Raw genomic sequence first — 24,135 nt, 5'->3', positions numbered from 1 at the left:
GCGCCCATCGGGCGTCGTCGCCCTCCCCTCGGCCCGATGACCTTTCGTCGGCCCGCTTGCGCGCGCTGCGCTTCCGCACGAACCTGGCCAATTGCCATCGGTCCTACTGCCGTCATCGTAGTAGGGAAAGCCCTGATGGAAGATTATCTCCTGGCGTTCGCCATGGTCGCCCTGACCGCCCTGTTCATAGGTCTCACTACCGTCGGTCTGGTGGAATTCACCTGATGGCGCTTTGCCGCCTTTCGCGCTGAACATTTGTCCGGCGGTGCAGTCTGCCGCTGTGCATTGATGCCATCACGTTGTATGACGTAGCCAGGGACGCCACCATGAAACGCCACGCTTACGCCTTAGCCCTCGTTGCAGCCGCCGTCTGCAGCGCCCCCGTTTTCGCCATGGATCAGGATGCCCTGCAATTCGAGCAGGCCAGCATGGTCGCCTTCAAGAGCTGTGCGAACAAGGCGGTGATCGCCGGAACCCGCATCGGCGATACGGCTCGCTTCTCCGATACCGACAGCTGTGTCGTCCAGGCACTGTCGCAGATCGAGCCGGCCTATCAGAAGGCCCTCACCTCCCTGCAGAACAACGGCACCGCCCGCCGCTGCCTGCAGACCTACTACAGCAACTGGCTGACGCTGATGAAATCCCTGCCGGAGCTGCAGTCCAAGCCGCCGTCCTCCGTGCTGCTGACCGCCAACGGTGGCGAGCGCCGCCTCAACCAGTACTGGCAATTCGTGGTCAGCGCTCGCTGATCACGTCCGAGCGTCCCGCGGGGAGCCCTGGCTCCCCGCTCGCGTTTCAGCCGATGGCGATATGCCCCGGCTGCGCCGCTACCCGCGCCAGCCAGGCCTGGATGGCCGGATAGTCGTCCAGGCTGAAGCCGCCTTCGTGGGCGACGTGGGTGTAGGCATAGAGCGCGATATCGGCGATCGAGTAGTCCTCGCCGACCAGGAAGGGCGTGCGCTGCAACTGCTGCTCCATCACCCGCAAGGCCTTGTAGCCGCGCACCAGGCAGACCTCGTACTCCTCCCGGCGCTCCGCCGGCAGCCCCTGGTAGAGCTGGATGAAACGCGCCACCGCCACATAGGGTTCGTGACTGTACTGCTCGAAGAATTGCCACTGCAGCACCTGGGTCCGCAGCCGCGGCTCGCTGGGCAGGAAGCGCGTGCCGTCGGCGAGGAAGTTGAGGATGGCATTGGATTCCCACAGGCAGGTGCCGTCTTCCAGCTCCAGCACCGGAATCTTGCCGTTGGGATTCTTCGCCAAAAAGGCTTCGCTCTGCGTCTCGCCAGCGAGGATATCGACCTCGTGCCAGCGATACTCCAGGCCGAGCAGGTGCAGCATCAGCACCACCTTGTAGCAGTTGCCGGAACGACGATCGCCATAGACCTGATTCATCTCACAGCTCCTTGTCATGGGGGGGTGGCTTCCCGGATCACGCTGGCCAGGCGCGCAAGGCCCGTATCCAGCCGTTCGGGCAGCACATGGCTGAAATTGAGCCGCAGCAGACCGCAGTGACGATCCGGTTCGGCGAAGAATGGCTCGCCCGGCATGAAGGCGACGTCCTGCGCCAGGGCGGCATCCAGCAGCGTACGGGTATCCAGGGGCGTTTTCAGCCGTAACCAGAAGAACAGTCCACCCTGGGGAATCTGCCAGTCGGCGATGTCGCTGAAATGTCGCGTCAGCGCCCGCGCGAAGCCATCGCGACGCTCACGGTAGAAGGTCCTTACCTCCTCCAGGTGCCGGGCATAACGCTCACTACCCAGCCATTGCAGCACCTGCCACTGGCTCATGCGGCAGGTGTGCAGATCGGCCGCCTGCTTGAGCGCCCGCAGGGGCTTGAGCAGTTCAGGCGAGGCGATCAGGTAGCCCACGCGCAGGCCGGGCAGCAGCGTCTTGGACAGGCTGCCGGTGTGGATCCAGGCGCTGCGCCGGAGTTGGCCGCACAGCGGCCGCGCCGGCGCGCCGTCATAGCTGAGTTCGCGATAGGGCTCGTCCTCGACCAGGGTCACGCCATACTCGTCCAGCAGGGCTGCCACCGCCGCACGGTTGGCTGCGGAATAGCGCACCCCGGAAGGATTCTGGAAGGTCGGGATCAGATAGGCGAAGGCCGGGCGTTGCTCTTCCAGGCGCAGGCGCAAGGCCTCCAGATCCAGGCCCTCCGGCGTCAGACTGACCTCCAGGCACTCGGCGCCAAAGAACTGGAAGCTCTGCAGCGCCGCCAGGTAGGTCGGGCCCTCCACCAGCACCGGGGTGCCGACGTCGAGATAGAGCTTGGCGATCAGATCCAGGGCCTGCTGCGAACCCGTGGTCACCAGCACCTGGTCCGCCGTGCAGTCCAGGCCATAGGCGCGGGCCTGGGCGGCGATGGCCTCGCGCAGCGCCGGCTCGCCCTCGCTCATGCCGTACTGACCCAGGCTGGCCGGCATCGTGCTCCAGTCCACCGCTGGCAGACAGCGCTCGGCCGGCAGCCCTCCGGCGAAGGACATCACCTCCGGGCGCTGCGCCGCCGCCAGGATGTCGCGGATCAGGCTGCTCTTGAGTCGGGTCACCCGTTCGGAAAATGCCATCTGCCCTCCTGTGGCCCGTGGCCTGGTAATGAGTCAAACTACTTGACCGACCCTAATCCACTCCGGAAAGACAAGTCAATATGCTTGACCTAAATCAGACCTCCCAGCAGCGCCTGGTCATGGAGACCTTCTTCTTCGGGTACCAGGCGTTCACCGCCAAGGCCGACGACATGCTGGCGCGGCGCGGCCTGAGCCGGGTCCACCAGCGCATTCTGTTCTTCATCGCGCGCGAGCCGGGCCTGAGCAACAAGGCGCTGCTGGAGGTGCTCAACGTCAGCAAGCAGGCGTTGAACATTCCGCTGCGGCAGTTGCTGGAAATGCAACTGGTGGCCATGGAGACGGATGCCGCGGACAAGCGCAAGCGACGGCTATCCCTGACCCGGGGTGGCGCCGCCCTGGAGCAGACCCTAAGACGCGAGCAGATGCGCCTGGTGCAGGCGGCGCTGGCTTCGGCGGGAGCGGACGCGGCCGAGGGCTGGCTGGCGTTCAATCAGGCCCTGGCCGGTCGCCAGGAGAGCGAAACCGAAAGCCAGGACAGTTCGAGCCCTTCGGTCGACTCCTGAAAACTGTACCGCTGGTTCGCGGCCTTGGTGTACGGATACCGGCCCGAGCGGCCTGGCTAAGCTGGCGCAAAGCCCAGGGATGCCCCTCATGACCGTCGAACTGCTCTCCGCCTTCATGCTCTTCGCCTTCGTCTCCTCCGCCACGCCCGGCCCCAACAACATGATGCTGCTGGCGTCGGGAGTGAATTTCGGCTTTCGGCGGACCCTGCCGCACATGTTCGGCATCAGCCTGGGCCACATGCTGCTGGTCATCTGCACCGGCCTCGGCCTGGGTCAGCTGTTCTTGCTCTATCCGCCGCTGCAGATCGCCTTGCGGGTCATTGGCGGCGCCTACCTGCTGTATCTGGCCTGGAAGCTGGCTACCGCTTCTGCCCCCACACCGCGGGAGTCGGGCAGCGGCAAACCCTTCGGCTTCTTCCAGGCGGCGGCCTTCCAGTGGGTGAACCCCAAGGCCTGGGTGATGGCCATCGGCGCGGTCACCGCCTATATTCCGGCCGAGAACTTCACCGCCAACCTGCTGCTGGTCGCCCTGCTCTTCGCCCTGATCAACCTGCCCAGCGTCAGCCTCTGGACGCTGTTCGGCATGGGCCTGCGCCGTCTGCTCAGCAGCCCGGCACGGCTGCGGCTGTTCAACTGGAGCATGGCCCTGCTACTGGTGCTGTCCCTCTATCCCATCCTGTTCGGCCATCACTGAGGTTTTTCGATGCACGCGGCTCCGCAACGCCTTTCCCCGCTGGCCGATACCTCGCCCGCCGCCGTGGTCGCCGGCTTCGTCGCCATGCTGGTGGGCTACACCAGTTCCCTGGTGCTGATGTTCCAGGCCGGCCAGAATGCCGGCCTGAGCAGTGGACAGATCTCCTCCTGGATCTGGGCACTGTCCATCGGCATGGCGCTGACCACCATCGGTCTGTCGCTGAAACACCGCACCCCCATCGTCATCGCCTGGTCGACCCCGGGCGCCGCGCTGCTGGTCACCAGCCTGCCATCGGTGCCCTACAGCGACGCCATCGGCGCCTTTGTCCTCTGCGCCGTGCTGCTCGCCCTCTGCGGCCTCACCGGCAGCGTCGACCGCCTGCTGCGCCGGGTCCCGCCGGCGCTGGCCGCCGCTCTGCTGGCCGGCATCCTCTTTCGCATCGGCATCGAGATCTGCTCCGCGGCCCAGCACCAGACCGCGCTGGTGCTGGGCATGGCCCTGGCCTATCTGGTGGCCAAGCGGCTGTGGCCGCGCTATTGCGTGCTGGTCGCCCTGGTGGCTGGCCTGTTGCTGGCCGCCGGGCTGGGCCTGCTGGACTTCCACGGCCTGCGCCTGGAGTTGGCGGTGCCGGTGTGGACCAGCCCGACCTTTTCCCTGGCCGCCACCATCGGCATCGCCATCCCGCTGTTCGTGGTGGCCATGGCGTCGCAGAACATGCCCGGTATCGCCGTACTGCGCACCGATGGCTACGCGGTCCCGGCCTCCCCGCTGATCGCCACCACCGGCCTCGCCTCGCTGCTGCTGGCACCCTTCGGCTCCCATGGCATCAACCTGGCGGCCATCAGCGCGGCGATCTGCACCGGTCCCCAGGCCCATGAGGACGCCAGCAAGCGCTATACCGCGGCGGTCTGGTGCGGACTCTTCTATGGCATCGCCGGGCTGTTCGGCGCCACCCTGGCAGCGCTGTTCGCCTCGCTGCCCGGCGAACTGGTGATCTCGGTAGCCGCCCTGGCGCTGCTCGGCTCCATCATGAACGGCCTGCACGGCGCCCTCGCCGACCCCGGCCAGCGCGAACCGGCACTCATCACCTTTCTGGTCACCGCCTCGGGCCTGACCCTGGCCGGCATCGGCTCGGCCTTCTGGGGCCTGGTCGCCGGTCTTTTGGCCAGTTTGCTACTGACCGCACGCCGCCGTTAGAACCCGCGCCCCTCCTGACGGGTCGGAACTGGATCCTTCCCGTCAGGAGAACACCATGTCCCGTACCAATCGCCAATTCCTGCTCGCCAAACGCCCATCCGGCGAACCCACCGCCGACACCTTCGAGCGCGTCGAGCAGCCGATCGGCGAACCCGGCGCCGGTCAGGTGCTTATCAAGAATCTGTACCTTTCCCTCGACCCGGCCATGCGCGGCTGGATGAACGAGGGCAAGTCCTATATCAAGCCCATCGGCATCGGCGAGGTCATTCGCGCCCTGGGCGTCGGCGAGGTGGTGGCGTCCAACCACCCGGACTTCAAGGTGAGCGATACCGTCAATGGCATGCTCGGCATCCAGGACTATTACCTGGGCGAGCCCCAGGGCTTCTACAAGGTGGACCCCAGCAAGGCCAGCCTGCCCCAGTACCTTTCCGTGCTTGGCATGACCGGCCTGACCGCCTACTTCGGCCTGCTGGAGGTCGGCGAGCCCAAGGCCGGCCAGACCATAGTGGTCTCCGGCGCCGCCGGCGCGGTGGGCAGCATGGTCGGCCAGATCGGCAAGCTCAAGGCCTGCCATGTGGTGGGCATCGCCGGTGGCGCGGAGAAATGCCGCTATCTGATCGAGGAACTCGGCTTCGACGCCGCCATCGACTACAAGGCCGAACCGGACCTCGCGGCCGCCCTGCAGCGCGAGTGCCCCAACGGCATCGACGTCTATTTCGACAACGTCGGCGGTCCGACCCTCGACGCGGTGCTGGCGCAGATCAATTTCCGCGCACGGGTGGTGCTCTGCGGCGCCATCAGTCAGTACAACAGCGACAAGGTGCAGGGCCCGCAGAACTATCTGGCGCTGCTTAGCAATCGCGCGCGCATGGAAGGGTTCATCGTGCTCGACCACGCGGCTCGCTATGCCGAGGCGCAGAAGCAGTTGGCGATCTGGCTGGCCGACGGCCAGCTCAAATCCCGCGAGCATGTGGTGGAAGGCCTGGACACCTTCCCCGAGACCCTGATGAAGCTGTTCTCCGGCGAGAACTTCGGCAAGCTAGTACTCAAGGTATAGGCCACGCGTCGGAAAGTCGTCACGAGCGGGTCGCAAAAGCGACTCGCCTGGCCTTCAGGCGTCAACTTACAGACGGCCAATCGCCACCATACGCCTAAGTCATTGATTTTACTGCCACTGCGAGACTGGCACGCTTCTCGCTGTAGAGGGACTATCCGCCAAGGAGAACAGGCATGGTCCCGCCCTCGTCCAACACCATCAATCTTGATCGCGCTCGCCAGCAGCGCAACGCCAACCTGGCCGCCCCCGCCCGCGACAGCGATCCGGCGGTGCTGGGCGCGCTGCGTCAGCGCCTGCTCAGCGTCCTGCAGACCTCGCTGGAGCTCGAACGGGTCCTGCAACTCTTCCGGCAGGAGGTTGATACCCTAGTGGACCTGCCCGGCCTCAGCTACCGCAATGCCGCGGAAGACGTGGCCATCGGCCTGGGCGAAGAACAGGGTCATCAGGTGCACTATCACCTGAGCCAGGGGGACCTGCGCCTGGGTGACCTGACCTTCTACCGCCAGGAGCGCTTCCAGGAGAGCGAACTCGGGGCGCTGGAATACCTGCTCGGCAGCCTGCTGTTTCCCCTGCGCAATGCCCTGCTGTTTCGCGAAGCCCAGAACAACGCCCTGCGCGATGCCCTGACCGGTGTCGGCAATCGCAGCGCCCTGGATCGCGCCCTGGTGCGGGAACTGGAACTGGCCCGCCGGACCCAGCAGCCGCTGTCACTGCTGATGCTGGACCTGGACCACTTCAAGCGCATCAATGACAGGTTCGGCCATAGCGTCGGCGACGACGTGCTGCGCCAGACCGCCCGCACCCTCGGCAACAACCTGAGAAGCATGGACATGGTCTTTCGCTTTGGCGGCGAGGAATTCTGCGTACTGCTGTCTGCCACCGGCCACGACGCGGCGCATATCGTGGCGGAACGCCTGAGAGCGGCGGTGGAGGCCCAGTCGGAGACCGCCGGTGCCATCCCCCTGCCGGTCACCCTGAGCCTGGGCCTGGCGACCCTGCGCGACGTCGAGTCCCCGCGCTGCCTGCTGCTTCGCGCGGATCGCGCCCTCTATCAGGCCAAGGCCGAAGGCCGCAATCGATTCTGCAGCCTGGCCTAGCGGTCGCCTGGGGCCAGGCGACCTCTCTGCTTAGCGGCGACCGCCCTTGCCGGTACCGCCGCCGCTCGGACCACGACGCGGGGCAATGCCCGGTGAGGTACGGCCCTTGCTGACCGGCTTGCGGCCCATTTCGCTGGGACGCTCGGCCACGGCCGACCCCTGGGGCTTGCCGGTCTTGCCCGTCTTGTTGAGCTTGTTGCGCGAACCCCGACCGGCATCGATCGGCCGCGCCGTCTTGCGCTGCTGACGCTCGAGCTTTTCCTTGGTCTTGCCGCCCATGGACGGCAGCGCCACCGGCGGCAGGCCGACTTCGCCCGCGAGGATGTCGATCTCCCCCTGGGTCATCTCGCGCCAGCGCCCGACCGGCAGATCGCTGGTCATGAACACCGGACCGAAACGTACGCGCTTCAACCGGCTCACCACCAGGCCCTGGGATTCCCACAACCGACGGACTTCGCGGTTGCGGCCTTCCATCACCACGCAATGAAACCAGTGGTTGAAGCCATCGCCCTCCGGCGCCTGCTGGACGTCGGTGAAGCGCGCCGGGCCGTCTTCGAGGATCACCCCGTTCTTCAGGCGCAGCAGCATCTCTTCGGTCACCTCGCCCCGTACCCGTACCGCGTACTCGCGGTCCATCTGGTAGGACGGGTGCATCAGCCGGTTGGCCAGTTCGCCATCGGTGGTGAACAGCAGCAGGCCGGTGGTGTTGATGTCCAGGCGACCGACATTGATCCAGCGGCCCTGCTTGGGCTTGGGCAGGCGGTCGAAGACGGTGGGCCGGCCTTCGGGATCGTCACGGGTGCAGATCTCGCCCTCGGGCTTGTTGTAGATCAGCACGCGGCGTACCACTTCCTCGGCCTGGTCGCGCTTGAGCAGCCGTCCGTCCACCGCGATGGCGTCCTTGGGCATGACGCGCAGGCCCAGGGGCGCGACCACGCCGTTGACCTTGATGCGGCCTTCGCCGATCCAGGCCTCGACGTCGCGGCGCGAGCCGACGCCCAGGCGCGACAGCACCTTTTGCAGCTTTTCGCCAGCCGGCGCGGGTGCGCTTTCTTCGAGGATTTCGTTTGGGGGATTCTTGTCGAGGGTCATCAGGCACCTCCCGGTGTAGTGGACGACAAAGGCGCCACGGAACGGGCGCCAGGAAAAAGACAGGGGCGCATGATAGCGCCCCTGCTCGCGCCAGCCTAGCGAGTGTGGTGTCTCAGAAGTTGACTGCACAATTTTGGCGGCGCTTTTTCGGCTATGGCCGCGTTGCCACTCCTCGCCATAGCCCTGCTATGACTCGTACCGGCGCCTAGCCATAGCCAAAAAATCACTCGCCAATTCTTGCGCGAACTTCAGAGACACCGCACTAGCCTGGCGGGTGACGGATGGCCGCAGTGTCAGTCCAGTGTGGCCAGGGCGTCGCGGCACAGCTGCTCGACGCGGGTCCAGTCCTTGGCTTTCACCACGTCGCCGGGCAGCATCCAGCTGCCGCCGACGCACAGCAGGTTGGGCTGCTGGAAGTAGTTCTTCACATTGCCCGGGTTGACGCCGCCGGTGGGGCAGAACTTGAGTTCGGCGAAGGGACCGGCAAAGGCCTTGAGCGCATCCACGCCGCCATAGACGTTGGCAGGAAACAGCTTGAAGCGGCGATAACCCAGGCGGTAAGCCTGCATGATCTCCGAGGGCGTGGCGATGCCGGGCAGCAGCGGGATGGGCGCCGCTACCCCGGCCTGGAGGATCTCCTCGGTGGTGCCCGGGGTGACGATGAACTGGGCGCCGGCCTCGACCGCGGCGTCGAACATCCGCACGTCCAGCACGGTGCCCACACCGACATCCAGCTCGGGACGTTCCTGGCGCAGCAGGCGCACCGCGTCCAGCCCGTGGGCCGATCTCAGGGTGATTTCCAGGGCGGTCAGTCCCCCCGCAGCCATGGCGTCGGCGAACGGCAGCACGTCAGCGGGATCGTTGATCACGATCACCGGCAGGATCCGCGCGCGGGCGCACAGGGCATCTAGGGTCGCGATCTTATTCTGCATGTCCAAAACTCAACTCCTCGTCAGGGGCACCAAAAGACGACCAGGGGTTCGCGCAGGAACGCCTTGATCGGAGTGGCCAGCTCGTCGCCCTCGGCCAGAGCGGTTTCCAGTACCTGTCGCTTGCCTGCGCCCTGGATGGCGAGGATCTGTTGCCGCGCGCGGCTCAGGTAGGCACGGCTCAGGGTGATGCGGGTCTGGGGCGCGGACGGTGCCACGCCGTGAAAGCTGAGGCGCTCGCTGGCCGGATCCAGGGCCTCTTCCAGGCCGGGACTGCCGGGGAACAGCGAGGCGGTATGGGCGTCGTCACCCATGCCCAGCACCAGCACATCGGGCGTCGCCAGGGCGTCGCGCAGCCGGGCTTCGGTCAGGGCCATGCCCTCTTCCGTGGAGCTGGCCGGACTGTAGAGGTCGACGAAGCCGGCCGCGGCGGCAGGCCCCTGGAACAGGTGCTTGCGCAGCAGGCCGGCATTGCTGTCCGGATGGTCAGCGGGTACCCAGCGCTCGTCCGCCAGGGTCACCAACACCTTGGACCAGTCCAGCTCGGCCTGGGCCAGGCGCTCCAGAAAGGGCACCGGACTGCGACCGCCGGAGACGATCAGCAGCGCCTCGCCGCGGGCCGCCAGGGCTTCGCGCAGCGCGGTAGTGACGGTCTCGGCCAGCGCCGCGGCGTGGGCGTCGCGGTCAGGCAGTTCGCGCAGGGTCACGCCCTGCCCCAGATCAGACGTCGCCATACCAGGATCTCCCGTCTCGTGCGATCAGTGCGATGGAGGTCAGCGGACCCCAGCTGCCGGCGGCATAGGACTTGGGCGAATCGCCCATCTTCGACCAGCCATCCATCAGCTGGTCGCACCATTTCCAGGCCGCCTCGATCTCGTCCTTGCGGACGAACAGCGACTGGTTGCCCTGCATGACTTCCAGCAGCAGTCGCTCATAGGCATCCGGCGTGCGCAGGTGCTTGAAGGTCTCGGAGAAGTTGAGCTGCAGCGGACCGCTGCGCAGCTGCATGCCCTTGCGCAGGCCCTGATCCTTGCTCATTACCTGCAGCGAGATACCCTCGTCCGGCTGGATGCGGATGATCAGACGGTTGCTGATCAGGCTGCGCTGCTCGGGGGCGAAGATGTAGTGTGGTGGTTCCTTGAAATGGATGACGATCTGCGACAGCTTCTGCGGCATGCGCTTGCCGGTGCGCAGATAGAAAGGCACACCGGACCAGCGCCAGTTGCGGATGTCGGCGCGGATGGCGACAAAGGTCTCGGTGCGGCTCTCGGTGTTGGAATTGGGCTCTTCCAGATAGCCCGGCACCGGCTTGCCGTCGCTGTAGCCGGAGGTGTACTGCCCCAGGACCACCCGGCTGGCGAGCTGGTCGGCGGTGATGGGCTCCAGCGCCTTGAGCACCTTGACCTTCTCGTCGCGGATGCTGTCGGCGGAAAGATCCGCCGGCGGATCCATGGCGGTCAGGCAGAGCAGTTGCAGCAGGTGGTTCTGCACCATGTCGCGCAGCTGGCCGGCCTGGTCGAAGTAGCCCCAGCGACCCTCGATGCCGACCTTCTCGGCCACGGTGATCTCCACGTGGGAGATGTAGTTCTGGTTCCACTGGGTCTCGAACAGGCTGTTGGCGAAACGCAGGGCGATTAGGTTCTGGACGGTTTCCTTGCCCAGGTAGTGGTCGATGCGATAGACGCGGTCTTCGGGAAAGAAGCGCGCCACGGCATCGTTGACCACCTTGGAGGATTCCAGGTCGTAGCCGATGGGCTTTTCCATCACCACCCGGGTGCGCTCGCACAGGCCGACGGCGGCGAGGTTCTCGCAGATGGCGCTGTAGACCAGCGCCGGGGTGGCGAAATAGGCGATCAGCGGCGACGTCTCACCCACATCCTCGGCAAGTCCCGTATAGTCTTCGCGATTGCGGAAATCGATGGCGCGATAGCCGAGACGACCACGCATCCGGGTCCATACCGCTTCGTCCCAATCGGCCTTGGGCACATAGTGGCGCAGGCGCTCCTCGATGTGCTCCAGCTGCTTGACCCCATCGCCCTGGTCACGCGCCAGCGCCATGATGCGGGTATCCTCGTGCAGCAGACCTTCACGATCCAGCTGATACAGGGCAGGGAAAAGTTTGCGCAGGGCCAGATCGCCCAATGCGCCGAAGATTGCCAGGGTACAGGGTAGAACTCGGACGCCAGCCATAAATATTCGTTCTTTTACTTAAAGTTTGAGATATTCCAGCACCATCATAGGGGAGCCGGGGCGATTCGCGTAGTCTTTATATTAAAAAATACGGCGCAGGGGTAAGCCCGGCCCACACCTTTTATAGCCTTAGGATAGAGGCACAACAACCACTAGGAGTTCTCATGGATCGTGCCAGCACCCTGCTGCAAACCATCCAGACCCGTATCGGCGAACTCAACCGCGCAGAACGCAAGGTCGCCGAGGTCATTCTGCAGAATCCCCGGCAGGCCACCCGCTACACCATCGCCGCCCTGGCCCAGGCGGCCCAGGTCAGCGAGCCCACCGTCAACCGCTTCTGCCGTTCCCTGGGCGTGAGCGGCTATCCGGAAATGAAGATCCAGCTGGCGCAAAGCATTGCCAGTGGCGCGGTCTATGTCAGCCAGGCGGTGGAAGCCAACGACGAACCCGAGGCCTACGCGGAAAAGATCTTCAGCAGCACCATCGCCTCGCTGGACAGCGCCCGCCAGCGGCTGGACGCCCGCACGGTGGATCGCGCGGTCGACCTGATGATCCAGGCGCGGCAGATCCACTTTTTCGGTCTCGGTGCCTCGGCGCCCGTGGCCCTCGACGCCCAGCACAAGTTCTTTCGCTTCAACATGGCGGTGTCGGCGCATTCGGACGTCCTGATGCAGCGGATGCTCGCCTCCATCGCCAGGACCGGCGATCTCTTCGTGATCATCTCCTACACCGGCCGCACCCGGGAACTGGTGGACGTGGCCAAGCTGGCCCGCGACAACGGCGCCTCGGTGCTCGGCCTCACCGCCAGCAACACCCCGCTGGCCAAGGTCTGCACCCACAGCCTGGACATTCCGCTGCCGGAAGACACCGACATCTACATGCCCATGACCTCGCGGATCATCCAGCTCACCGTGCTGGACATCCTGGCTACCGGGGTCACGCTCAAGCGCGGCGTGGACTTCCAGCCGCACCTGCGCAAGGTCAAGGAAAGTCTGGTCGCGACCCGCTATCCCTCGGAGCCCGACCAAGGCTGACGCGCCCTGCCCGTTCGTGTGCTCCAGTCCCCTGGAGCACGTCGCTCATCAAATATCGTCGCGGTGGCTGAACAGGTCCCAGGTCGACATGAACAGCGCGGCGATCAGCGGGCCGATGACGAAGCCGTTGAGGCCGAACAGCGACATGCCGCCGATGGTGGAGATCAGCACCACGTAGTCGGGCATCTTGGTGTCCTTGCCGACTAGGATGGGGCGCAGCAGGTTGTCCACCAGGCCGATCACCACCACGGCGAAGACGATCAGGATCACGCCCTTGATCACCGCTCCCGTGGCCAGGAAGTAGATGGCCACCGGCACCCAGATCAGCGCCGAGCCGACCGCGGGCAGCAGCGAGAGGAAAGCCATCAGGGTGCCCCAGAGCACCGCGCCCTGCACACCCAGCACGCCGAGGATGAAGCCGCCCAGGGCGCCCTGCACCACGGCCACGATAATGTTGCCCTTGACCGTGGCGCGCACCACGGCGGTGAACTTGGCCATAAGGCTGCGCTTGTGCATGTCGCTCAGCGGAATGGCCTTGCGGATCAGCGCCACCAGCTGGGAACCGTCGCGCAGCAGGAAGAACAGCAGATAGAGCATCACGCCGAAGCCGATCAGGAATTGGAAGGTGCCCTGCCCGAAGCTGAAGGCCTGGGTGGCGACCCACTGGCTGCCCTGCATGGCGCCGGCGGAAAGCTTCTGGCGGATGCCATCCAGGTCACCGGCGCCAAAGCGCTGCAGGACGCTGCGTACCGAATCCGGCAAGGCGCCCCAGATCTGCTGGTAGTACTGGCCGAAGTTGAGCTGACCGCTACTGATCTGCTGATAGAGCAGCGAGCCTTCCTGGACCAGGGAAATGGCGATGAACACCACCGGCAGGATGACGATGAGTAGGATCACGAACAGGGTGCAGAGCGCCCCGAGGTTGCGCCTGTTGTTGAAGCGGCGGACGAACCAGCGCTGCAGCGGGGCGAACAGGATGGCGAGGATGGCGCCCCAGAACACCGCCCCCAGGAACGGGGTGAGGATCCAGACGAAGGCCAGTGAGACCACCACCAGCAGGATCAGGAACGTCTTGTTTTCCAGCCGAGCACTTTTCATTGGCTTTCGCGATTCCAAACAAGGATGACAGGCCTTGCTTAGAGCCTCGGAAGCCGTGGGGTTCCCGTGAGCACCCCCAACTCGACCTGAAGAGGCGCGCCGGAGTACCCGACGCGCCGGCGATCATACACGGAACTGGCGAACCAATCCGTCCAGCCGCTCGCCCAGACCGACCATGCCGGCAGTACTCTGGGCACCCTGTTGAGCCCCCTGGGCCATGCTGTCCACGGCACCGGCGATGGTATGGACGCTGCGATTGATCTCCTCCGCCACCGCTGTCTGCTCTTCCGCCGCACTGGCGATCTGGGTGTTCATGGCATTGATGGTGGCGATCAATTCGCTGATGGCAGCCAGGGCTGTCCCCGCCTGCTCGGCCTGGGCCGTAGTGGCCTCGCCCATGCCTCCCGAGCGCTCCATGGCACCCACCGCACGGCCAGTGGCCTGCTGCAGACGATCGATCATGCCCTGGATTTCCTGGGTGCTCTGCTGCGTCCGGCTGGCCAGCGCGCGTACTTCGTCGGCGACCACGGCGAAACCGCGCCCGGCTTCACCGGCCCGGGCCGCTTCGATGGCGGCGTTGAGTGCCAACAGATTGGTCTGTTCGGCAATGGCGCGGATCACGTCCAGTACGCCGACGATGGCGCCGACGTCCTGCTTGAGGCCATCGAGGGAGACGCTGCTCTGGCGTACCTCCTCGACCAGCTCGTGGATGCGCGCCACACTGGTGGCTACCGTCTCCCGGGCCAGCCGGCCCTTCTCCTCGGTCTGGCGGGTGGCTTCGGAGGCCCGCAGGGCGCTGCTCGCCACCTCCTGTGCCGCGGCGGACATCTGGTTGATGGCGGTCGCCACCTGATCGGTTTCGCTGCGCTGACGCTGCATGTCGCGATCGGTGCGCTGGGCCTGCTGGGCCACATCGTCAAGCAGACCGGTGAACTGGTGGGTGATGTCGACGACCTGGGCGATGGTGCCCTGGATGCGATCGACGAAGCGATTGAAGGCAGCGGCGAGTTCACCGATCTCGTCGCGCCCGTTGACCGGCAGGCGGCGGGTCAGATCACCCTCGCCAGCGGCGATGTCATCGAGGTTCTCGCGAATCTGCGCCAGGGGCCTGAGGGTCCGGGCGGCAAAGAGTTGCGCGGCGATACCGATCACCACCAGCAGCACGCCGGAGGTACCGAAGATCAGCCAGAGCTGGTCCTGGGTACGCTTGGCGACCTGGTCGGCCACGGCGGCGACCTCGGCCTCCACGCCATCCAGGTTCACCGCGGAACCGATCACCAGATCCCACTTGGGCAGGTAGTCGGTATAGGCGAGCTTGGGCACCAGCACGTCCTTGTTGCCCGGCAGCGAAGAGCTGTAGCGACTGAAATGCGAGCCATCCTTGCCGACCCGGACCAGTTCCTGATTGAGGTAGACGCCGCTGGGATCGCGATTGTCCTTGAAGCTCTTGCCGATCCCGGCCGGGTCGTTGCCCTTGAACAGGCGGACCACGTTGGAATCGTAGCCGAAGATATAGCCATCCTTGCCGTAGCTGATGGCGGACAGCAGGCGGATGGCCTCCTGGCGCGCCTCGGTATCACCCGCGGCGGCCTTGTCGTACAGCGGCTTGACCACGGTCATGGCCGCTTCCACGGTGTTCTGCAGGCCGTTGCGACTCTGCACCATCAGCCGCTCGCGGGCATCGGCGACGTCCTTGAGCGCCTGCTCGTGCAAGACCCAGTAAGACAGACCACCCAGCACGAGCGTGAACAGGCAGACGGGCAGGACCGCCAGTAAGGTGACTTTAAGTTTGAGGCTCACGAGGTTCTCCTTGTTCGCAAGAGCTGATGCCGTTATCGGCATCGCGCTGCAGAACTTGACCGAGAAGTCACCTCGTAGACGCTGTGCGCACCGGCGCCGGAAGGCAGATGACCACCGCCAGCCCACCCAGCCGGGAAGTCTCAAGGGCGAGGGTTCCAGCGCAACCTTCGACGATGTCCTTGGCGATTCCCAGCCCCAGGCCATGACCGGCCACCGCCTCGTCCAGTCGGGAACCCCGCTCGAGGATGGCCGCGCGCTGCGCTTCCGGCACGCCGGGGCCGTCGTCCTCGATCCGGATCAGATAACCCTCTTCCCGCTGCGCCACCTCCAGCCGAACCTGCCGATCCGCCCACTTGCCGGCGTTGTCCAGCAGGGTACCGAACAGCTCCAGCAGGTCTTCCCGGTCCCAGGGCAGGCGCAGTCCTTCGGGCAGATGGCAGTCGAACCGCAGGTGCTCGCCATGCAGGCGATTGAGCAGCCGGCAGAGCTCGCGCAGTTCGGCGGCATCCAGATGAGCGCCTGGCAGGGCCTCGCCGGCCAGCCGGGCGCGGCGCAACTCCCGCTCCAGCCGCTGGCGGATACGCGCCAGTTGCTCGCGCAAGACCTCGCGCTGCTCGGGCAGTGCCTGGAGCTCGGGACGCTCGGCCAGGCTGGTGAGCACCGCCAGCGGCGTCTTGAGCGCATGCCCCAGGTTGCCGATGCCATGCCGCGCGCGCTTCAGGCCGTCCTCGGTATGGCGCAGCAAGGCGTTCATCTCCTCCACCAGCGGCGCAAGCTCGATGGGCACGCCGGCGTCCAGCGTCGAACGGCGCCCCTGATGCAGCTGGGCGATCTGCTCGCGCACCTGGTCCAGCGGGCGCAGTGCCCGGCGCACGATCAGCCGTTGCAGCAGAAGGACCAGCAGCAGGGTCGCCAGCCCCAGCAGGGCACCGAACGCGAGGATGCGCGTCAGGTTGGTCAACAGCGGGTTGTAGTCGTCGGCCACCACGACCCGTACCGTCTGGCCATAGCGCTGGTAGTCAGCGCGGTAGGTGAGCAATCGCTGGCCGCTGGGGCCGTCCGCCAGGGTCTCGCTCAGGCCACTCCTGGGCGGCGCTTCCAGTTGCGCGTCCCACAGGGAGCGCGAGCGCCAGCGGATATCCAGCGCCGGGATCTCGATGAGGAAATAGCGACCGGACAGCGGGCGGGTGTAGAGGCTGCCCAGGCGGCCCTCGTCCAGTTGCAGGCCATGGGGCCCACGTACCAGGGCGGCGAGCAGATTTTCCGTCTCGCCGCGCAGCCCGGTCTCCAGATAGCGGCGCAAGGCGTGGTCCACCAGCCAGGCGCCCCCGAGGACCAGCACCAGGCCCGCCACCAGCAGAATGGCCACCAGCCCGACCCTGAGGCGGGCCTGGATGGACCTCAATCGACACCGCCCAGGCGATAGCCCTGGCCGCGCCGCGTCTCGATGACTTCGCGCCCCAGCTTGCGCCGCAGGTGATTGACGTGCACCTCGATGACATTGGAGTCGCGCTCGCTCTCGCCGTCGTAGAGGTGGTCGTTCAGGCGCGTCTTGGAAAGGATCTGCCCGGGATGCAGCAGGAAACAGCGCAGCAGACGGAATTCCGCGGCGCTCAGGGAGATGGTTTCGCTGCCACGCACCACGCACTGGCGCGCCTCGTCCAGCGCGAGTCCGGCGGCCTGCAGGAGCGGCTGGTTGGCCACGCCGCGAACCCGCCGCAGCAAGGCGGCGATGCGCAGGCCCAGCTCTTCGGGGTGAAAGGGTTTGGTGAGGTAGTCGTCGGCACCGGCCTTGAGACCGTCGATGCGCTCCGCCCAGCTGTCGCGGGCGGTCAGAATCAGGACCGGCGTCGCCAGCGCCTTTGCGCGCCACTCGCTGAGCACCTCGAGCCCTGGCCGCCCCGGCAGGCCGAGATCGAGCACAATGAGGTCATAGGGCTCCTGAGCACCCTGCCAGGCAGCGTCGCGGCCATCGGCGAGCCAGTCCACGGCATAGCCCTGGCGGGCAAGGAACGCCGAAATTTCGTCGGCCAGGGCGACATCGTCTTCCACCAGCAACAGGCGCATCTAGTCGTCCACCTCGTCCTTCATGATGGCGCCATCCATCGCGCCGATTTCCAGTTCGCGGACGACATCGCCGACGAGGATCTCGATCTCGTAGCGATACTGACCGTCTTCTTCTTCCAGTTCGGCTTCCAGCAGCCGAGCCTGGGGATAGCGTTCGTTGACCCGCTGCAAGAGGGTCTCCAGCGGGCGGATAACCCCCTCCTTGCGCAGCTTGAGGGCCTCGTCCTGATCCAGGTCGCGGGCCTGGATCAGCGGCGAGACGCTGCCGAGCAGCAAGAGTCCGGCGAGGACAACGGTCAGTCGTCGCGCTGATCTTTCAGGACTTCGCCGGTGGTGGCGTCGAGTTCCAGATCCCATTTCACACCTTTGGGGTCACGCAGTTCCAGTTGATAGATGTAGCGACCGTATTCTTCTTCCAGTTCGGTCTCGTGGGTGGTCGAGCCCGGATGCTTGGCGATGGCGGCCTGGTTGAGCACCTCGAAGCTCTTGATCTTGCCGCTGTCACGCAGCTTGAGGGCTTCGTCGGGGCCGAGATCGCGGGCCTGGGCAACGCCCATACCGGTGAGCAAGAGGGTGGCGGTCGCAAGGGCGGTAAGCTTTTTCATGGTGATGCCTCTGGTTGCTGTCTGAACGGTTTCCAGAGTAGCCATCGGCCATTAATCGAAACTTAAACGCCGCTTAAGCCAAGCTTAATCGGATCGGACCGCGCCAGGTCGCTTCGGTATCCAGGACCTCGCCCTTCTGCGTCACCCGTAGTTGGCCTGCGCGAGCCAGCTCCCGTGCCACCTCGCGCAGGGGCTCCATCAGTGGTCGCCAGTCCGGCGCAAGGTCGCGCGCAACTTCCGAAGGACAGAAGGTGGCCCCTGGGCGGCGCGCCCGTGCCTTGGCCAGCAAGGCTTCGCGCAACTGTGCGTCGGTCGGCTCGAGCGCTGTCATGAGAACCGGGTCCTGTTTCCTGGAGTCCACCGTTTCGACCAGGAAATCGTCGGTGCAGTCATGACCTCTCGCTCGAAACCCTCGAAAGTAATGCAACGCCTCGCCCAGACCGACCTGCCCATCCCCGCCGATGAGCGTGACGACACCGGTACCGCCCTCTGCACCCCCCTGCCGCCCGACCTCAACTACGTCGACGACAGCCAGCCGGGTCTGAGCCGGCGCAAGCTGCGTGGCAAATGGGCCTACTTCACCCCCGCTGGCGAGCGCATCCGCGACCAGGCGGAAGTCGAGCGGATCAACAAGCTGGCCATCCCGCCGGCCTATACCGACGTCTGGATCTGTCCGGACGCCAACGGCCATCTGCAGGCCACCGGACGCGACGCCCGCGGTCGCAAGCAGTATCGCTACCACCCGCGCTGGCGCGAGATCCGCGATACCGACAAGTACGAGCGGATGCTGGCCTTCGGGCAGGCCCTGCCCAAGCTGCGGCAGCGGGTGGAAGAGGATCTCGCCCGTCGCGGCCTCTGTCGGGAAAAGGTCATGGCCACGGTCATCAGCCTGCTCGACGCGACCCTGATCCGGGTCGGCAACGCCCAGTATGCCAAGAGCAACAAGTCCTATGGACTCACCACGCTGCGCAACCGGCACGCCGAGGTGCATGGCAACACCATCGCCTTCCACTTCCGCGGCAAGAGCGGGGTGGAGCACGACATCAAGGTCAGCGATCCGCGGCTGGCGCGCACCGTGAAGAAGTGCCTGGAGCTGCCCGGCCAGCACCTTTTCCAGTATGTGGACGGTGATGGCGAACGCCATACCGTGACCTCGTCGGACGTCAACGCCTACCTGCACGAACTCACCGGCGCCGACTTCACCGCCAAGGACTATCGCACCTGGGCGGGCAGCGCCCTTGCCCTGGAAGCCTTGCGCGAATTGCGCTGCGAGACCCAGACCGATGCCAAGAAGGAACTGGTGGACATGGTCAAGGCGGTTTCCCGCACCCTGGGCAATACCCCGGCGGTCTGCCGCAAGTGCTACATCCATCCCGGGGTGCTGGATGCCTTCCTCGCCGGTGACCTCTGCACCCTGCCCAAACCGCGCAAGCGCAAGGGGCTGAAGGAAGAAGAGGTGCTGCTGCTCAACTTCCTGCAACGGCTGGAAGAGCGGATGGCGGAGACCCAGGCGGCCTGACAGGGTCGCGCCCTTCCCTGCCTCTTGCTTGGGGCAGGGAACATTCTGCGGCAAAGCCCGACCCTGCTCGCCTAGCGTGATTCATCCCGCGCGCCCTGATGACGCTACTGCATTTGTTATGTTATAACTTTTGCACGTTATCCAAGGCTCGATCATGGCATCCCCGCGCGCTTCCCTTCTACTGCTCTCCGTACCCGCCCGCCTGCTGCTCGCCAGCATTCCCCTGGTCGCCCTGTGGCTGGCCGTGCTCTGGGCGGTCGCCCTGCCATGAGCGCGGCCATCGAGCTCCAGGACCTGACCCTGGCCTATCAGCGACATCCGGCCATCCATCATCTCAGCGGCTGCTTCCGGACCGGCAGCCTCACCGCCATCGTCGGCCCCAACGGCGCCGGCAAGTCCACCCTGCTCAAGGCCATCGCCGGCACCCTGAGACCCGTCAGTGGCCGGGTCAACCGCGCGGTGCCGCAACGCCGTCTGGGCTACCTGCCCCAGGCCGCCGAGATCGACCGCAGCTTTCCCCTCAGCGTGCTGGAAACCGTGGTGCTGGGCGCCTGGCGCGGCCTGGGCCTCTGGCGCGGGGTGACCGCCGTTCACCGGGAGGAAGCGGCCAGGGCGCTGCAGGCGGTCGGTCTCGAAGGCCTGGAGGACCGCCTGGTCGGCGCTCTCTCGTCCGGGCAATTCCAGCGGGTACTGTTCGCCCGCCTGCTGTTGCAGGACGCTCCCGTGCTGCTGCTGGACGAGCCCTTCACCGCCATTGATGCGCGCACCACCGCAGACCTGCTGACCATCGTCCGCCGCTGGCATGGCCAGGGCCGCACGGTGATCGCCGTGCTGCACGATCTGGAGCAGGTTCGCCAGCACTTTCCCGAGACCCTGCTGCTGGCCCGGGAAGCCATCGCCTGGGGCGACACCGATCAGGTGCTGGTCAGCGAGCATCTGGCCCGCGCGCGCAATCTCGCCGAACGCTGGGACGCCAACGCGGCGGTCTGTGAACGCGCATGACTCTCTATCAATTCCTCGTCGAACCGTTCGTCGAATTCGGCTTCATGCGCCGCGCCCTGGTGGCCTGCCTGGCCCTGGCGCTGGGCGCCGGTCCGGTGGGTGTCCTGCTGATGCTCAGGCGCATGAGTCTGGTGGGCGATGCCATGAGTCATGCCGTGCTGCCAGGCGCAGCCCTGGGCTTCATGGTCGCCGGGCTGTCGCTGCCGGCCATGGGCATCGGCGGAATGCTCGCCGGCCTGCTGGTGGCCGGTCTCGCCGGCCTGGTCAGCCGCTTCACCAGCCAGCGCGAGGATGCCAGCTTCGCCAGCTTCTATCTGATGTCCCTGGCCGCCGGGGTGCTGATCGTGTCACTGCACGGCTCCAGCGTGGATCTGCTGCACGTGCTGTTCGGCACCATCCTGGCCATCGACGCCACGGCGCTCTATCTGGTCGCCGGCATCGCCACCCTGTCGCTGCTGGTGCTGGCGGTGATCTACCGGCCGCTGGCGCTGGAGTGCTTCGATCCGGGCTTCCTGCGCGCCGTGGGTGGTCGCGGTTCGCTCTATCACCTGCTGTTTTTGCTGCTGGTGGTGCTCAACCTGGTCGCCGGCTTCCAGGCCCTGGGCACCCTGATGGCGGTTGGTCTGATGATGCTGCCGGCCACCGCGGCGCGCTTCTGGGCCAACAGCCTGCCCGGGCTGATGGCGGTAGCCAGCCTGATCGCCAGCCTCAGCGGCCTGATCGGCCTGGTGCTGTCCTACCACCTTGGCTGCGCCTCGGGTCCGGCCATCGTCCTCACCGCGGGTGGCTGCTACCTCCTGTCCCTGCTGTTCGGTCGCCTGGGTCTCTACCGGCGACTGCGCCCCCGCCCCCACCTCACCCACTGAAAGGAGTCACCATGAAATCCCTGTTCTCCCTGGGCGCTGCCCTCCTGCTCGCCGCTGCCGGCCAGGCCCAGGCCGCACCGGTCAAGGCCGTCGCCACCTTTACCGTGATCGCCGACGTGGTCAAACAGGTCGGTGGCGATCAGGTGCAGGTCTCCTCCCTGGTCGGTCCCAATGGCGATCCCCATGCCTATGAACCGACGCCCACCGATGCCCAGGCGCTGAAGCAGGCCGATGTGGTGTTCATGAGCGGCCTGCACCTGGAAGGCTGGATGGACCGCCTGATCAAGGCCTCCGGCCAGGCGCGCCCGCCGGTGGTGCTCAGTGAGGGGATCAAGACCCGCGAGATGGCGGAAGACGAGGATGAACATGGCAACGCGGACCATGATCACGACCATGGCGGTATCGATCCCCATGTCTGGAACAACCCGCTGAACGTGGTCGTCTACACCCGCAACGTGGTGAAGGCGCTGTCCGCGGTGGATCCGGCGGACGCGGCCACCTTCAAGGCCAACGGCGATCGCTACATCGCCGAACTGGAAGCCCTGGATCGCTATGCCCGCGAGCAGATCGGCCAGGTACCCAAGGCCAAACGCAAGGTACTGACCTCCCATGATGCCTTCGGCTACTTCGCAGACGCCTATGGCGTGACCTTCATCTCGCCGCTGGGGCTATCGACCGAAGCCGAGGCGTCCGCCCAGGACGTCGCCAAGCTGATCCGCCAGATCAAGCAGGAGCATGTCGCCACCTACTTCTTCGAGAACTCCAACGATCCGCGCCTGGTACAGCAGATCGCCAAGGCCAGCGGCGCCCAGCCGGGTGGCGAGCTGTACGTCGAAGCCCTGTCTCCGGCGGACGGCCCGGCGCCCACCTATGCCGCCATGTTCCGCTACAACGTGGATACCCTGGTCAAGGCGATGAAGGGCGGGCATTGAGGCTCTCTGGTAGGTTGGGTTGAGCGCAGCGAAGCCCAACAGAACGAGGCTCGAGTTCCCCGATGTCGGGCTTCGACGATGGGACCGCCTCAACTCGACCTACGCCGCACCGGTGGCTAGACCACCGGTACCTCCTCGAGGTGAAGGTATTCCGCGCCCAGGCGCCGAGCCAGTTCCCCTGCCCGTCCCAGGCGCAGTGGTCCCAACTCGATATCCAGCACCCGGATCGGACAGTCCGGTAGGGCCAACCCCTCCAGCTCACGCAGACGTCCATCGGTGACCAGCAGCAGCTGGCATTCCTCGCCGGGGTGTTGCCGCCGACGGCTCGTCAACCAGGCCTGAGCTTCCACCAGTCCCGCCAGCAAAGGCGTTCCGCCTCCCGCGCCCAGCTGCTCCAGCCATGCCTGAAGGGCCTGCCCGCTACGCTGGCCCTGGAAAGACCATTCGGGTCGCGCCCCCGCCGCCTGCAGGACCGCGACCCTGACCCGCTGGCGATAGGCCTGCTCGAACCAGTCGGCCAGCAGCCCCTTGGCCTGGGCCAGGGCACCGTGGCGGCGGGTGGACGCGGAGTGATCGAGGATCACCAGCCAAAGCTGGGCCGGAGGCCGACGGCGTGGTTGCCGGAGGAGATCACTCGCGCGACGGGGACGCCCGCGTAGCAGCGTCGGCACCCAGGCAACAGGGCCTTCGGTACCCGGCGAGCGCGCGCCCTGGCGACCGCCTGCGGCCTTGCCCGTCCCGCTTCGGGCATCGCGATCCAGGGTGCTGGACGATCGGATGCCTAGGGCTTTTTTGCTCCACCCAATCGGCGTCTGGGACCCGTTGCAGTGGGCTCCGGCGCCAGGGCACCCCAGCTATCGCCCTCGCCCTGCGCGGGCTCGGCATCCCCCCGCCCCTGTTGATCGCCAGGCTCTCGCTCCGGAGTAGTGGGAGCCAAATCATCCTGCAGGGGTGGTATTAATGAGGGACCATCCGCCAGTTCGCGGCGCCGATGGCGCAAGGCGAATTCGGCCACGGCGGCGATATCGGCGTTTTCGATCGCCGTGGCGCCGCGCCAGGCCGCATGGGCGCGCGCCGCGCGTAGCCAGACCAGGTCGGCGCGCAGGCCATCGACACCGGCCTGGTGGCAGCCTGCAGTGATGGCCTCCAGGGCGGCATCGTCCAGTGGAATGTCGGCCAGCCGTGTACGGGCCACAGCGCAGCGCTGACGCAGTTCCCCCTGCGCCGCTTCCCACTGCGCAATGAAGGCTGACGGATCGCTGTCGAAGGCCAGCCGCCGGCGCAGGATCTCCGCCCGCTCCCGGGGGGCCGGCCGGCTGTCCAGCGCCAGGGCGAAGCCGAACCTGTCCAGCAACTGCGGACGCAACTCGCCCTCCTCCGGATTCATGGTGCCCACCAGCAAAAAGCGCGCGGCGTGCTCATGGGAGATGCCGTCGCGCTCCACCCGGTTGACCCCACTGGCCGCCACATCCAGCAGCAGGTCGACCAGGTGATCCGGCAGCAGATTGACCTCGTCGACATAGAGCACGCCGCCATGGGCCGCCGCCAGTACGCCCGGCGCGAAGCGCGCCCGGCCTTCGCCCAGCGCCGCATCCAGATCCAGGGTGCCGACGATGCGCTCTTCGCTTGCGCCCAAAGGCAGGGTGACGAAGGGACCGCCGCCGAGCAGATCGGCCAGGCCCCGGGCCAGGGTCGACTTGGCCATGCCCCGGGGACCTTCGATCAGCACACCGCCGATACGGGGATCGATGGCATTCAGGCACAGCGCCAACTTGAGGCTGTCTGCGCCGACCACGGCGGCCAGGGGAAAGACAGGGGCGGTCATC

General features: G+C 66.2%; 26 protein-coding genes. 11 read left to right on the top strand and 15 right to left on the bottom strand.

What is annotated here, in order from left to right; translation table 11 throughout:
* Positions 1-326 precede the first annotated feature (326 nt).
* Positions 327-749: a hypothetical protein gene (locus DBY63_RS20555; protein WP_235389917.1), complete on the top strand. Its 423-nt coding sequence runs from the start codon at positions 327-329 to the stop codon at positions 747-749.
* Positions 750-795: 46 nt separating this feature from the next.
* Here DBY63_RS20555 and DBY63_RS20550 read toward each other — a convergent pair whose 3' ends face one another.
* Positions 796-1,395, bottom strand: coding sequence for a glutathione S-transferase family protein (locus tag DBY63_RS20550; RefSeq protein ID WP_108582685.1), 600 nt, complete (start codon positions 1,393-1,395; stop codon positions 796-798).
* 14 nt (positions 1,396-1,409) lie between these two features.
* Positions 1,410-2,567, bottom strand: a complete 1,158-nt coding sequence (locus DBY63_RS20545; RefSeq protein WP_108582686.1) for a PLP-dependent aminotransferase family protein — start codon at positions 2,565-2,567, stop codon at positions 1,410-1,412.
* A gap of 80 nt (positions 2,568-2,647) precedes the next feature.
* On the opposite strand from DBY63_RS20545, the gene DBY63_RS20540 reads away from it, so the two are divergent.
* The 5 genes from DBY63_RS20540 (at position 2,648) to DBY63_RS20520 (ending at position 7,175) form a co-directional block, all read left to right on the top strand.
* A complete protein-coding gene (locus DBY63_RS20540; RefSeq protein ID WP_027599483.1) occupies positions 2,648-3,130 on the top strand; it encodes a MarR family transcriptional regulator in 483 nt (160 codons plus the stop codon).
* A gap of 88 nt (positions 3,131-3,218) precedes the next feature.
* On the top strand, positions 3,219-3,824 hold the full coding sequence (locus DBY63_RS20535) for a LysE family translocator (RefSeq protein ID WP_108582687.1): 606 nt from the start codon (positions 3,219-3,221) through the stop codon (positions 3,822-3,824).
* A 9-nt stretch (positions 3,825-3,833) separates the two neighbouring features.
* Positions 3,834-5,021, top strand: coding sequence for a benzoate/H(+) symporter BenE family transporter (locus DBY63_RS20530; protein ID WP_108582688.1), 1,188 nt, complete (start codon positions 3,834-3,836; stop codon positions 5,019-5,021).
* A 55-nt stretch (positions 5,022-5,076) separates the two neighbouring features.
* Complete coding sequence (locus DBY63_RS20525) at positions 5,077-6,078, top strand: NADP-dependent oxidoreductase (RefSeq protein ID WP_108582689.1); 1,002 nt, start codon at positions 5,077-5,079, stop codon at positions 6,076-6,078.
* Between the two features lie 173 nt (positions 6,079-6,251).
* Positions 6,252-7,175, top strand: a complete 924-nt coding sequence (locus tag DBY63_RS20520) for a GGDEF domain-containing protein (RefSeq protein WP_074582494.1) — start codon at positions 6,252-6,254, stop codon at positions 7,173-7,175.
* 30 nt (positions 7,176-7,205) lie between these two features.
* Here DBY63_RS20520 and rluB read toward each other — a convergent pair whose 3' ends face one another.
* The 4 genes from rluB to zwf form a co-directional block, all read right to left on the bottom strand.
* Positions 7,206-8,267 carry a 23S rRNA pseudouridine(2605) synthase RluB gene (gene rluB / locus DBY63_RS20515; RefSeq protein WP_042133979.1) on the bottom strand — a complete coding sequence of 354 codons (1,062 nt, stop codon included), beginning with the start codon at positions 8,265-8,267 and terminating at the stop codon, positions 7,206-7,208.
* Positions 8,268-8,560: 293 nt separating this feature from the next.
* Complete coding sequence (locus tag DBY63_RS20510) at positions 8,561-9,199, bottom strand: bifunctional 4-hydroxy-2-oxoglutarate aldolase/2-dehydro-3-deoxy-phosphogluconate aldolase (protein WP_074583170.1); 639 nt, start codon at positions 9,197-9,199, stop codon at positions 8,561-8,563.
* A gap of 20 nt (positions 9,200-9,219) precedes the next feature.
* Entirely contained in the window at positions 9,220-9,930 is a 711-nt protein-coding gene (pgl, locus tag DBY63_RS20505; protein WP_108582690.1) for a 6-phosphogluconolactonase, read from the bottom strand.
* Complete coding sequence (zwf, locus tag DBY63_RS20500; protein WP_027602213.1) at positions 9,917-11,386, bottom strand: glucose-6-phosphate dehydrogenase; 1,470 nt, start codon at positions 11,384-11,386, stop codon at positions 9,917-9,919. The genes pgl and zwf overlap by 14 nt, the downstream gene beginning before the upstream one ends.
* Positions 11,387-11,550: 164 nt before the next feature.
* On the opposite strand from zwf, the gene DBY63_RS20495 reads away from it, so the two are divergent.
* Complete coding sequence (locus DBY63_RS20495) at positions 11,551-12,420, top strand: MurR/RpiR family transcriptional regulator (RefSeq protein WP_007158461.1); 870 nt, start codon at positions 11,551-11,553, stop codon at positions 12,418-12,420.
* A 48-nt stretch (positions 12,421-12,468) separates the two neighbouring features.
* Here the strand turns inward: DBY63_RS20495 and DBY63_RS20490 are convergent, their stop codons facing one another.
* The 7 genes from DBY63_RS20490 to DBY63_RS20460 form a co-directional block, all read right to left on the bottom strand.
* Positions 12,469-13,518, bottom strand: a complete 1,050-nt coding sequence (locus DBY63_RS20490) for an AI-2E family transporter (RefSeq protein WP_027599490.1) — start codon at positions 13,516-13,518, stop codon at positions 12,469-12,471.
* A gap of 123 nt (positions 13,519-13,641) precedes the next feature.
* A complete protein-coding gene (locus DBY63_RS20485) occupies positions 13,642-15,360 on the bottom strand; it encodes a methyl-accepting chemotaxis protein (protein ID WP_177411481.1) in 1,719 nt (572 codons plus the stop codon).
* Between the two features lie 25 nt (positions 15,361-15,385).
* The gene (locus DBY63_RS20480) at positions 15,386-16,723 is read right to left on the bottom strand and encodes a sensor histidine kinase (protein ID WP_108582691.1); all 1,338 of its coding nucleotides are present in this window, start codon (positions 16,721-16,723) and stop codon (positions 15,386-15,388) included.
* Positions 16,720-17,385 carry a response regulator transcription factor gene (locus DBY63_RS20475; protein ID WP_007158465.1) on the bottom strand — a complete coding sequence of 222 codons (666 nt, stop codon included), beginning with the start codon at positions 17,383-17,385 and terminating at the stop codon, positions 16,720-16,722. Before DBY63_RS20475 ends, DBY63_RS20480 begins: the two co-directional genes overlap by 4 nt.
* A complete protein-coding gene (locus DBY63_RS20470) occupies positions 17,386-17,742 on the bottom strand; it encodes a PepSY domain-containing protein (RefSeq protein ID WP_223855441.1) in 357 nt (118 codons plus the stop codon).
* Entirely contained in the window at positions 17,682-17,990 is a 309-nt protein-coding gene (locus DBY63_RS20465; protein WP_007158467.1) for a PepSY domain-containing protein, read from the bottom strand. Before DBY63_RS20465 ends, DBY63_RS20470 begins: the two co-directional genes overlap by 61 nt.
* A 73-nt stretch (positions 17,991-18,063) precedes the next feature.
* Positions 18,064-18,321, bottom strand: a complete 258-nt coding sequence (locus DBY63_RS20460; RefSeq protein ID WP_108582692.1) for a DUF3253 domain-containing protein — start codon at positions 18,319-18,321, stop codon at positions 18,064-18,066.
* Positions 18,322-18,411: 90 nt separating this feature from the next.
* On the opposite strand from DBY63_RS20460, the gene DBY63_RS20455 reads away from it, so the two are divergent.
* The 4 genes from DBY63_RS20455 (at position 18,412) to DBY63_RS20440 (ending at position 22,309) form a co-directional block, all read left to right on the top strand.
* The gene (locus DBY63_RS20455; protein ID WP_007158469.1) at positions 18,412-19,509 is read left to right on the top strand and encodes a DNA topoisomerase IB; all 1,098 of its coding nucleotides are present in this window, start codon (positions 18,412-18,414) and stop codon (positions 19,507-19,509) included.
* A 267-nt stretch (positions 19,510-19,776) separates the two neighbouring features.
* On the top strand, positions 19,777-20,511 hold the full coding sequence (gene aztA / locus DBY63_RS20450; RefSeq protein ID WP_108582693.1) for a zinc ABC transporter ATP-binding protein AztA: 735 nt from the start codon (positions 19,777-19,779) through the stop codon (positions 20,509-20,511).
* Positions 20,508-21,377, top strand: coding sequence for a metal ABC transporter permease (locus DBY63_RS20445; RefSeq protein WP_007158472.1), 870 nt, complete (start codon positions 20,508-20,510; stop codon positions 21,375-21,377). Before aztA ends, DBY63_RS20445 begins: the two co-directional genes overlap by 4 nt.
* 11 nt (positions 21,378-21,388) lie before the next feature.
* Entirely contained in the window at positions 21,389-22,309 is a 921-nt protein-coding gene (locus tag DBY63_RS20440; protein ID WP_027599496.1) for a metal ABC transporter substrate-binding protein, read from the top strand.
* Positions 22,310-22,425: 116 nt separating this feature from the next.
* Here the strand turns inward: DBY63_RS20440 and DBY63_RS20435 are convergent, their stop codons facing one another.
* Both DBY63_RS20435 and DBY63_RS20430 read right to left on the bottom strand, forming a co-directional pair.
* A complete protein-coding gene (locus tag DBY63_RS20435) occupies positions 22,426-22,893 on the bottom strand; it encodes a VWA domain-containing protein (RefSeq protein WP_349254544.1) in 468 nt (155 codons plus the stop codon).
* Between the two features lie 197 nt (positions 22,894-23,090).
* Positions 23,091-24,134, bottom strand: coding sequence for an AAA family ATPase (locus tag DBY63_RS20430; protein WP_108582695.1), 1,044 nt, complete (start codon positions 24,132-24,134; stop codon positions 23,091-23,093).
* Between the last annotated feature and the right edge of the window lies 1 nt (position 24,135).

The organism is Pseudomonas sp. RIT411 (genome assembly GCF_003057735.2).
In the GTDB taxonomy this organism is placed as follows: domain Bacteria; phylum Pseudomonadota; class Gammaproteobacteria; order Pseudomonadales; family Pseudomonadaceae; genus Chryseomonas; species Chryseomonas oryzihabitans.
Note: the sequence above shows the minus strand (reverse complement) of the source record. Positions and strands in the feature narration are given on the sequence as shown.

Coding starts and splice junctions, on each gene's coding strand:
- DBY63_RS20555 (WP_235389917.1), top strand. CDS start 327: ATGAAACGCCACGCTTACGCCTTAGCCCTCGTTGCAGCCGCCGTCTGC.
- DBY63_RS20550 (WP_108582685.1), bottom strand. CDS start 1,395: ATGAATCAGGTCTATGGCGATCGTCGTTCCGGCAACTGCTACAAGGTG.
- DBY63_RS20545 (WP_108582686.1), bottom strand. CDS start 2,567: ATGGCATTTTCCGAACGGGTGACCCGACTCAAGAGCAGCCTGATCCGC.
- DBY63_RS20540 (WP_027599483.1), top strand. CDS start 2,648: ATGCTTGACCTAAATCAGACCTCCCAGCAGCGCCTGGTCATGGAGACC.
- DBY63_RS20535 (WP_108582687.1), top strand. CDS start 3,219: ATGACCGTCGAACTGCTCTCCGCCTTCATGCTCTTCGCCTTCGTCTCC.
- DBY63_RS20530 (WP_108582688.1), top strand. CDS start 3,834: ATGCACGCGGCTCCGCAACGCCTTTCCCCGCTGGCCGATACCTCGCCC.
- DBY63_RS20525 (WP_108582689.1), top strand. CDS start 5,077: ATGTCCCGTACCAATCGCCAATTCCTGCTCGCCAAACGCCCATCCGGC.
- DBY63_RS20520 (WP_074582494.1), top strand. CDS start 6,252: ATGGTCCCGCCCTCGTCCAACACCATCAATCTTGATCGCGCTCGCCAG.
- rluB (WP_042133979.1), bottom strand. CDS start 8,267: ATGACCCTCGACAAGAATCCCCCAAACGAAATCCTCGAAGAAAGCGCA.
- DBY63_RS20510 (WP_074583170.1), bottom strand. CDS start 9,199: ATGCAGAATAAGATCGCGACCCTAGATGCCCTGTGCGCCCGCGCGCGG.
- pgl (WP_108582690.1), bottom strand. CDS start 9,930: ATGGCGACGTCTGATCTGGGGCAGGGCGTGACCCTGCGCGAACTGCCT.
- zwf (WP_027602213.1), bottom strand. CDS start 11,386: ATGGCTGGCGTCCGAGTTCTACCCTGTACCCTGGCAATCTTCGGCGCA.
- DBY63_RS20495 (WP_007158461.1), top strand. CDS start 11,551: ATGGATCGTGCCAGCACCCTGCTGCAAACCATCCAGACCCGTATCGGC.
- DBY63_RS20490 (WP_027599490.1), bottom strand. CDS start 13,518: ATGAAAAGTGCTCGGCTGGAAAACAAGACGTTCCTGATCCTGCTGGTG.
- DBY63_RS20485 (WP_177411481.1), bottom strand. CDS start 15,360: ATGCCGATAACGGCATCAGCTCTTGCGAACAAGGAGAACCTCGTGAGC.
- DBY63_RS20475 (WP_007158465.1), bottom strand. CDS start 17,385: ATGCGCCTGTTGCTGGTGGAAGACGATGTCGCCCTGGCCGACGAAATT.
- DBY63_RS20470 (WP_223855441.1), bottom strand. CDS start 17,742: ATGGGATCTGGAACTCGACGCCACCACCGGCGAAGTCCTGAAAGATCA.
- DBY63_RS20465 (WP_007158467.1), bottom strand. CDS start 17,990: ATGAAAAAGCTTACCGCCCTTGCGACCGCCACCCTCTTGCTCACCGGT.
- DBY63_RS20460 (WP_108582692.1), bottom strand. CDS start 18,321: ATGACAGCGCTCGAGCCGACCGACGCACAGTTGCGCGAAGCCTTGCTG.
- DBY63_RS20455 (WP_007158469.1), top strand. CDS start 18,412: ATGCAACGCCTCGCCCAGACCGACCTGCCCATCCCCGCCGATGAGCGT.
- aztA (WP_108582693.1), top strand. CDS start 19,777: ATGAGCGCGGCCATCGAGCTCCAGGACCTGACCCTGGCCTATCAGCGA.
- DBY63_RS20445 (WP_007158472.1), top strand. CDS start 20,508: ATGACTCTCTATCAATTCCTCGTCGAACCGTTCGTCGAATTCGGCTTC.
- DBY63_RS20440 (WP_027599496.1), top strand. CDS start 21,389: ATGAAATCCCTGTTCTCCCTGGGCGCTGCCCTCCTGCTCGCCGCTGCC.
- DBY63_RS20430 (WP_108582695.1), bottom strand. CDS start 24,134: ATGACCGCCCCTGTCTTTCCCCTGGCCGCCGTGGTCGGCGCAGACAGC.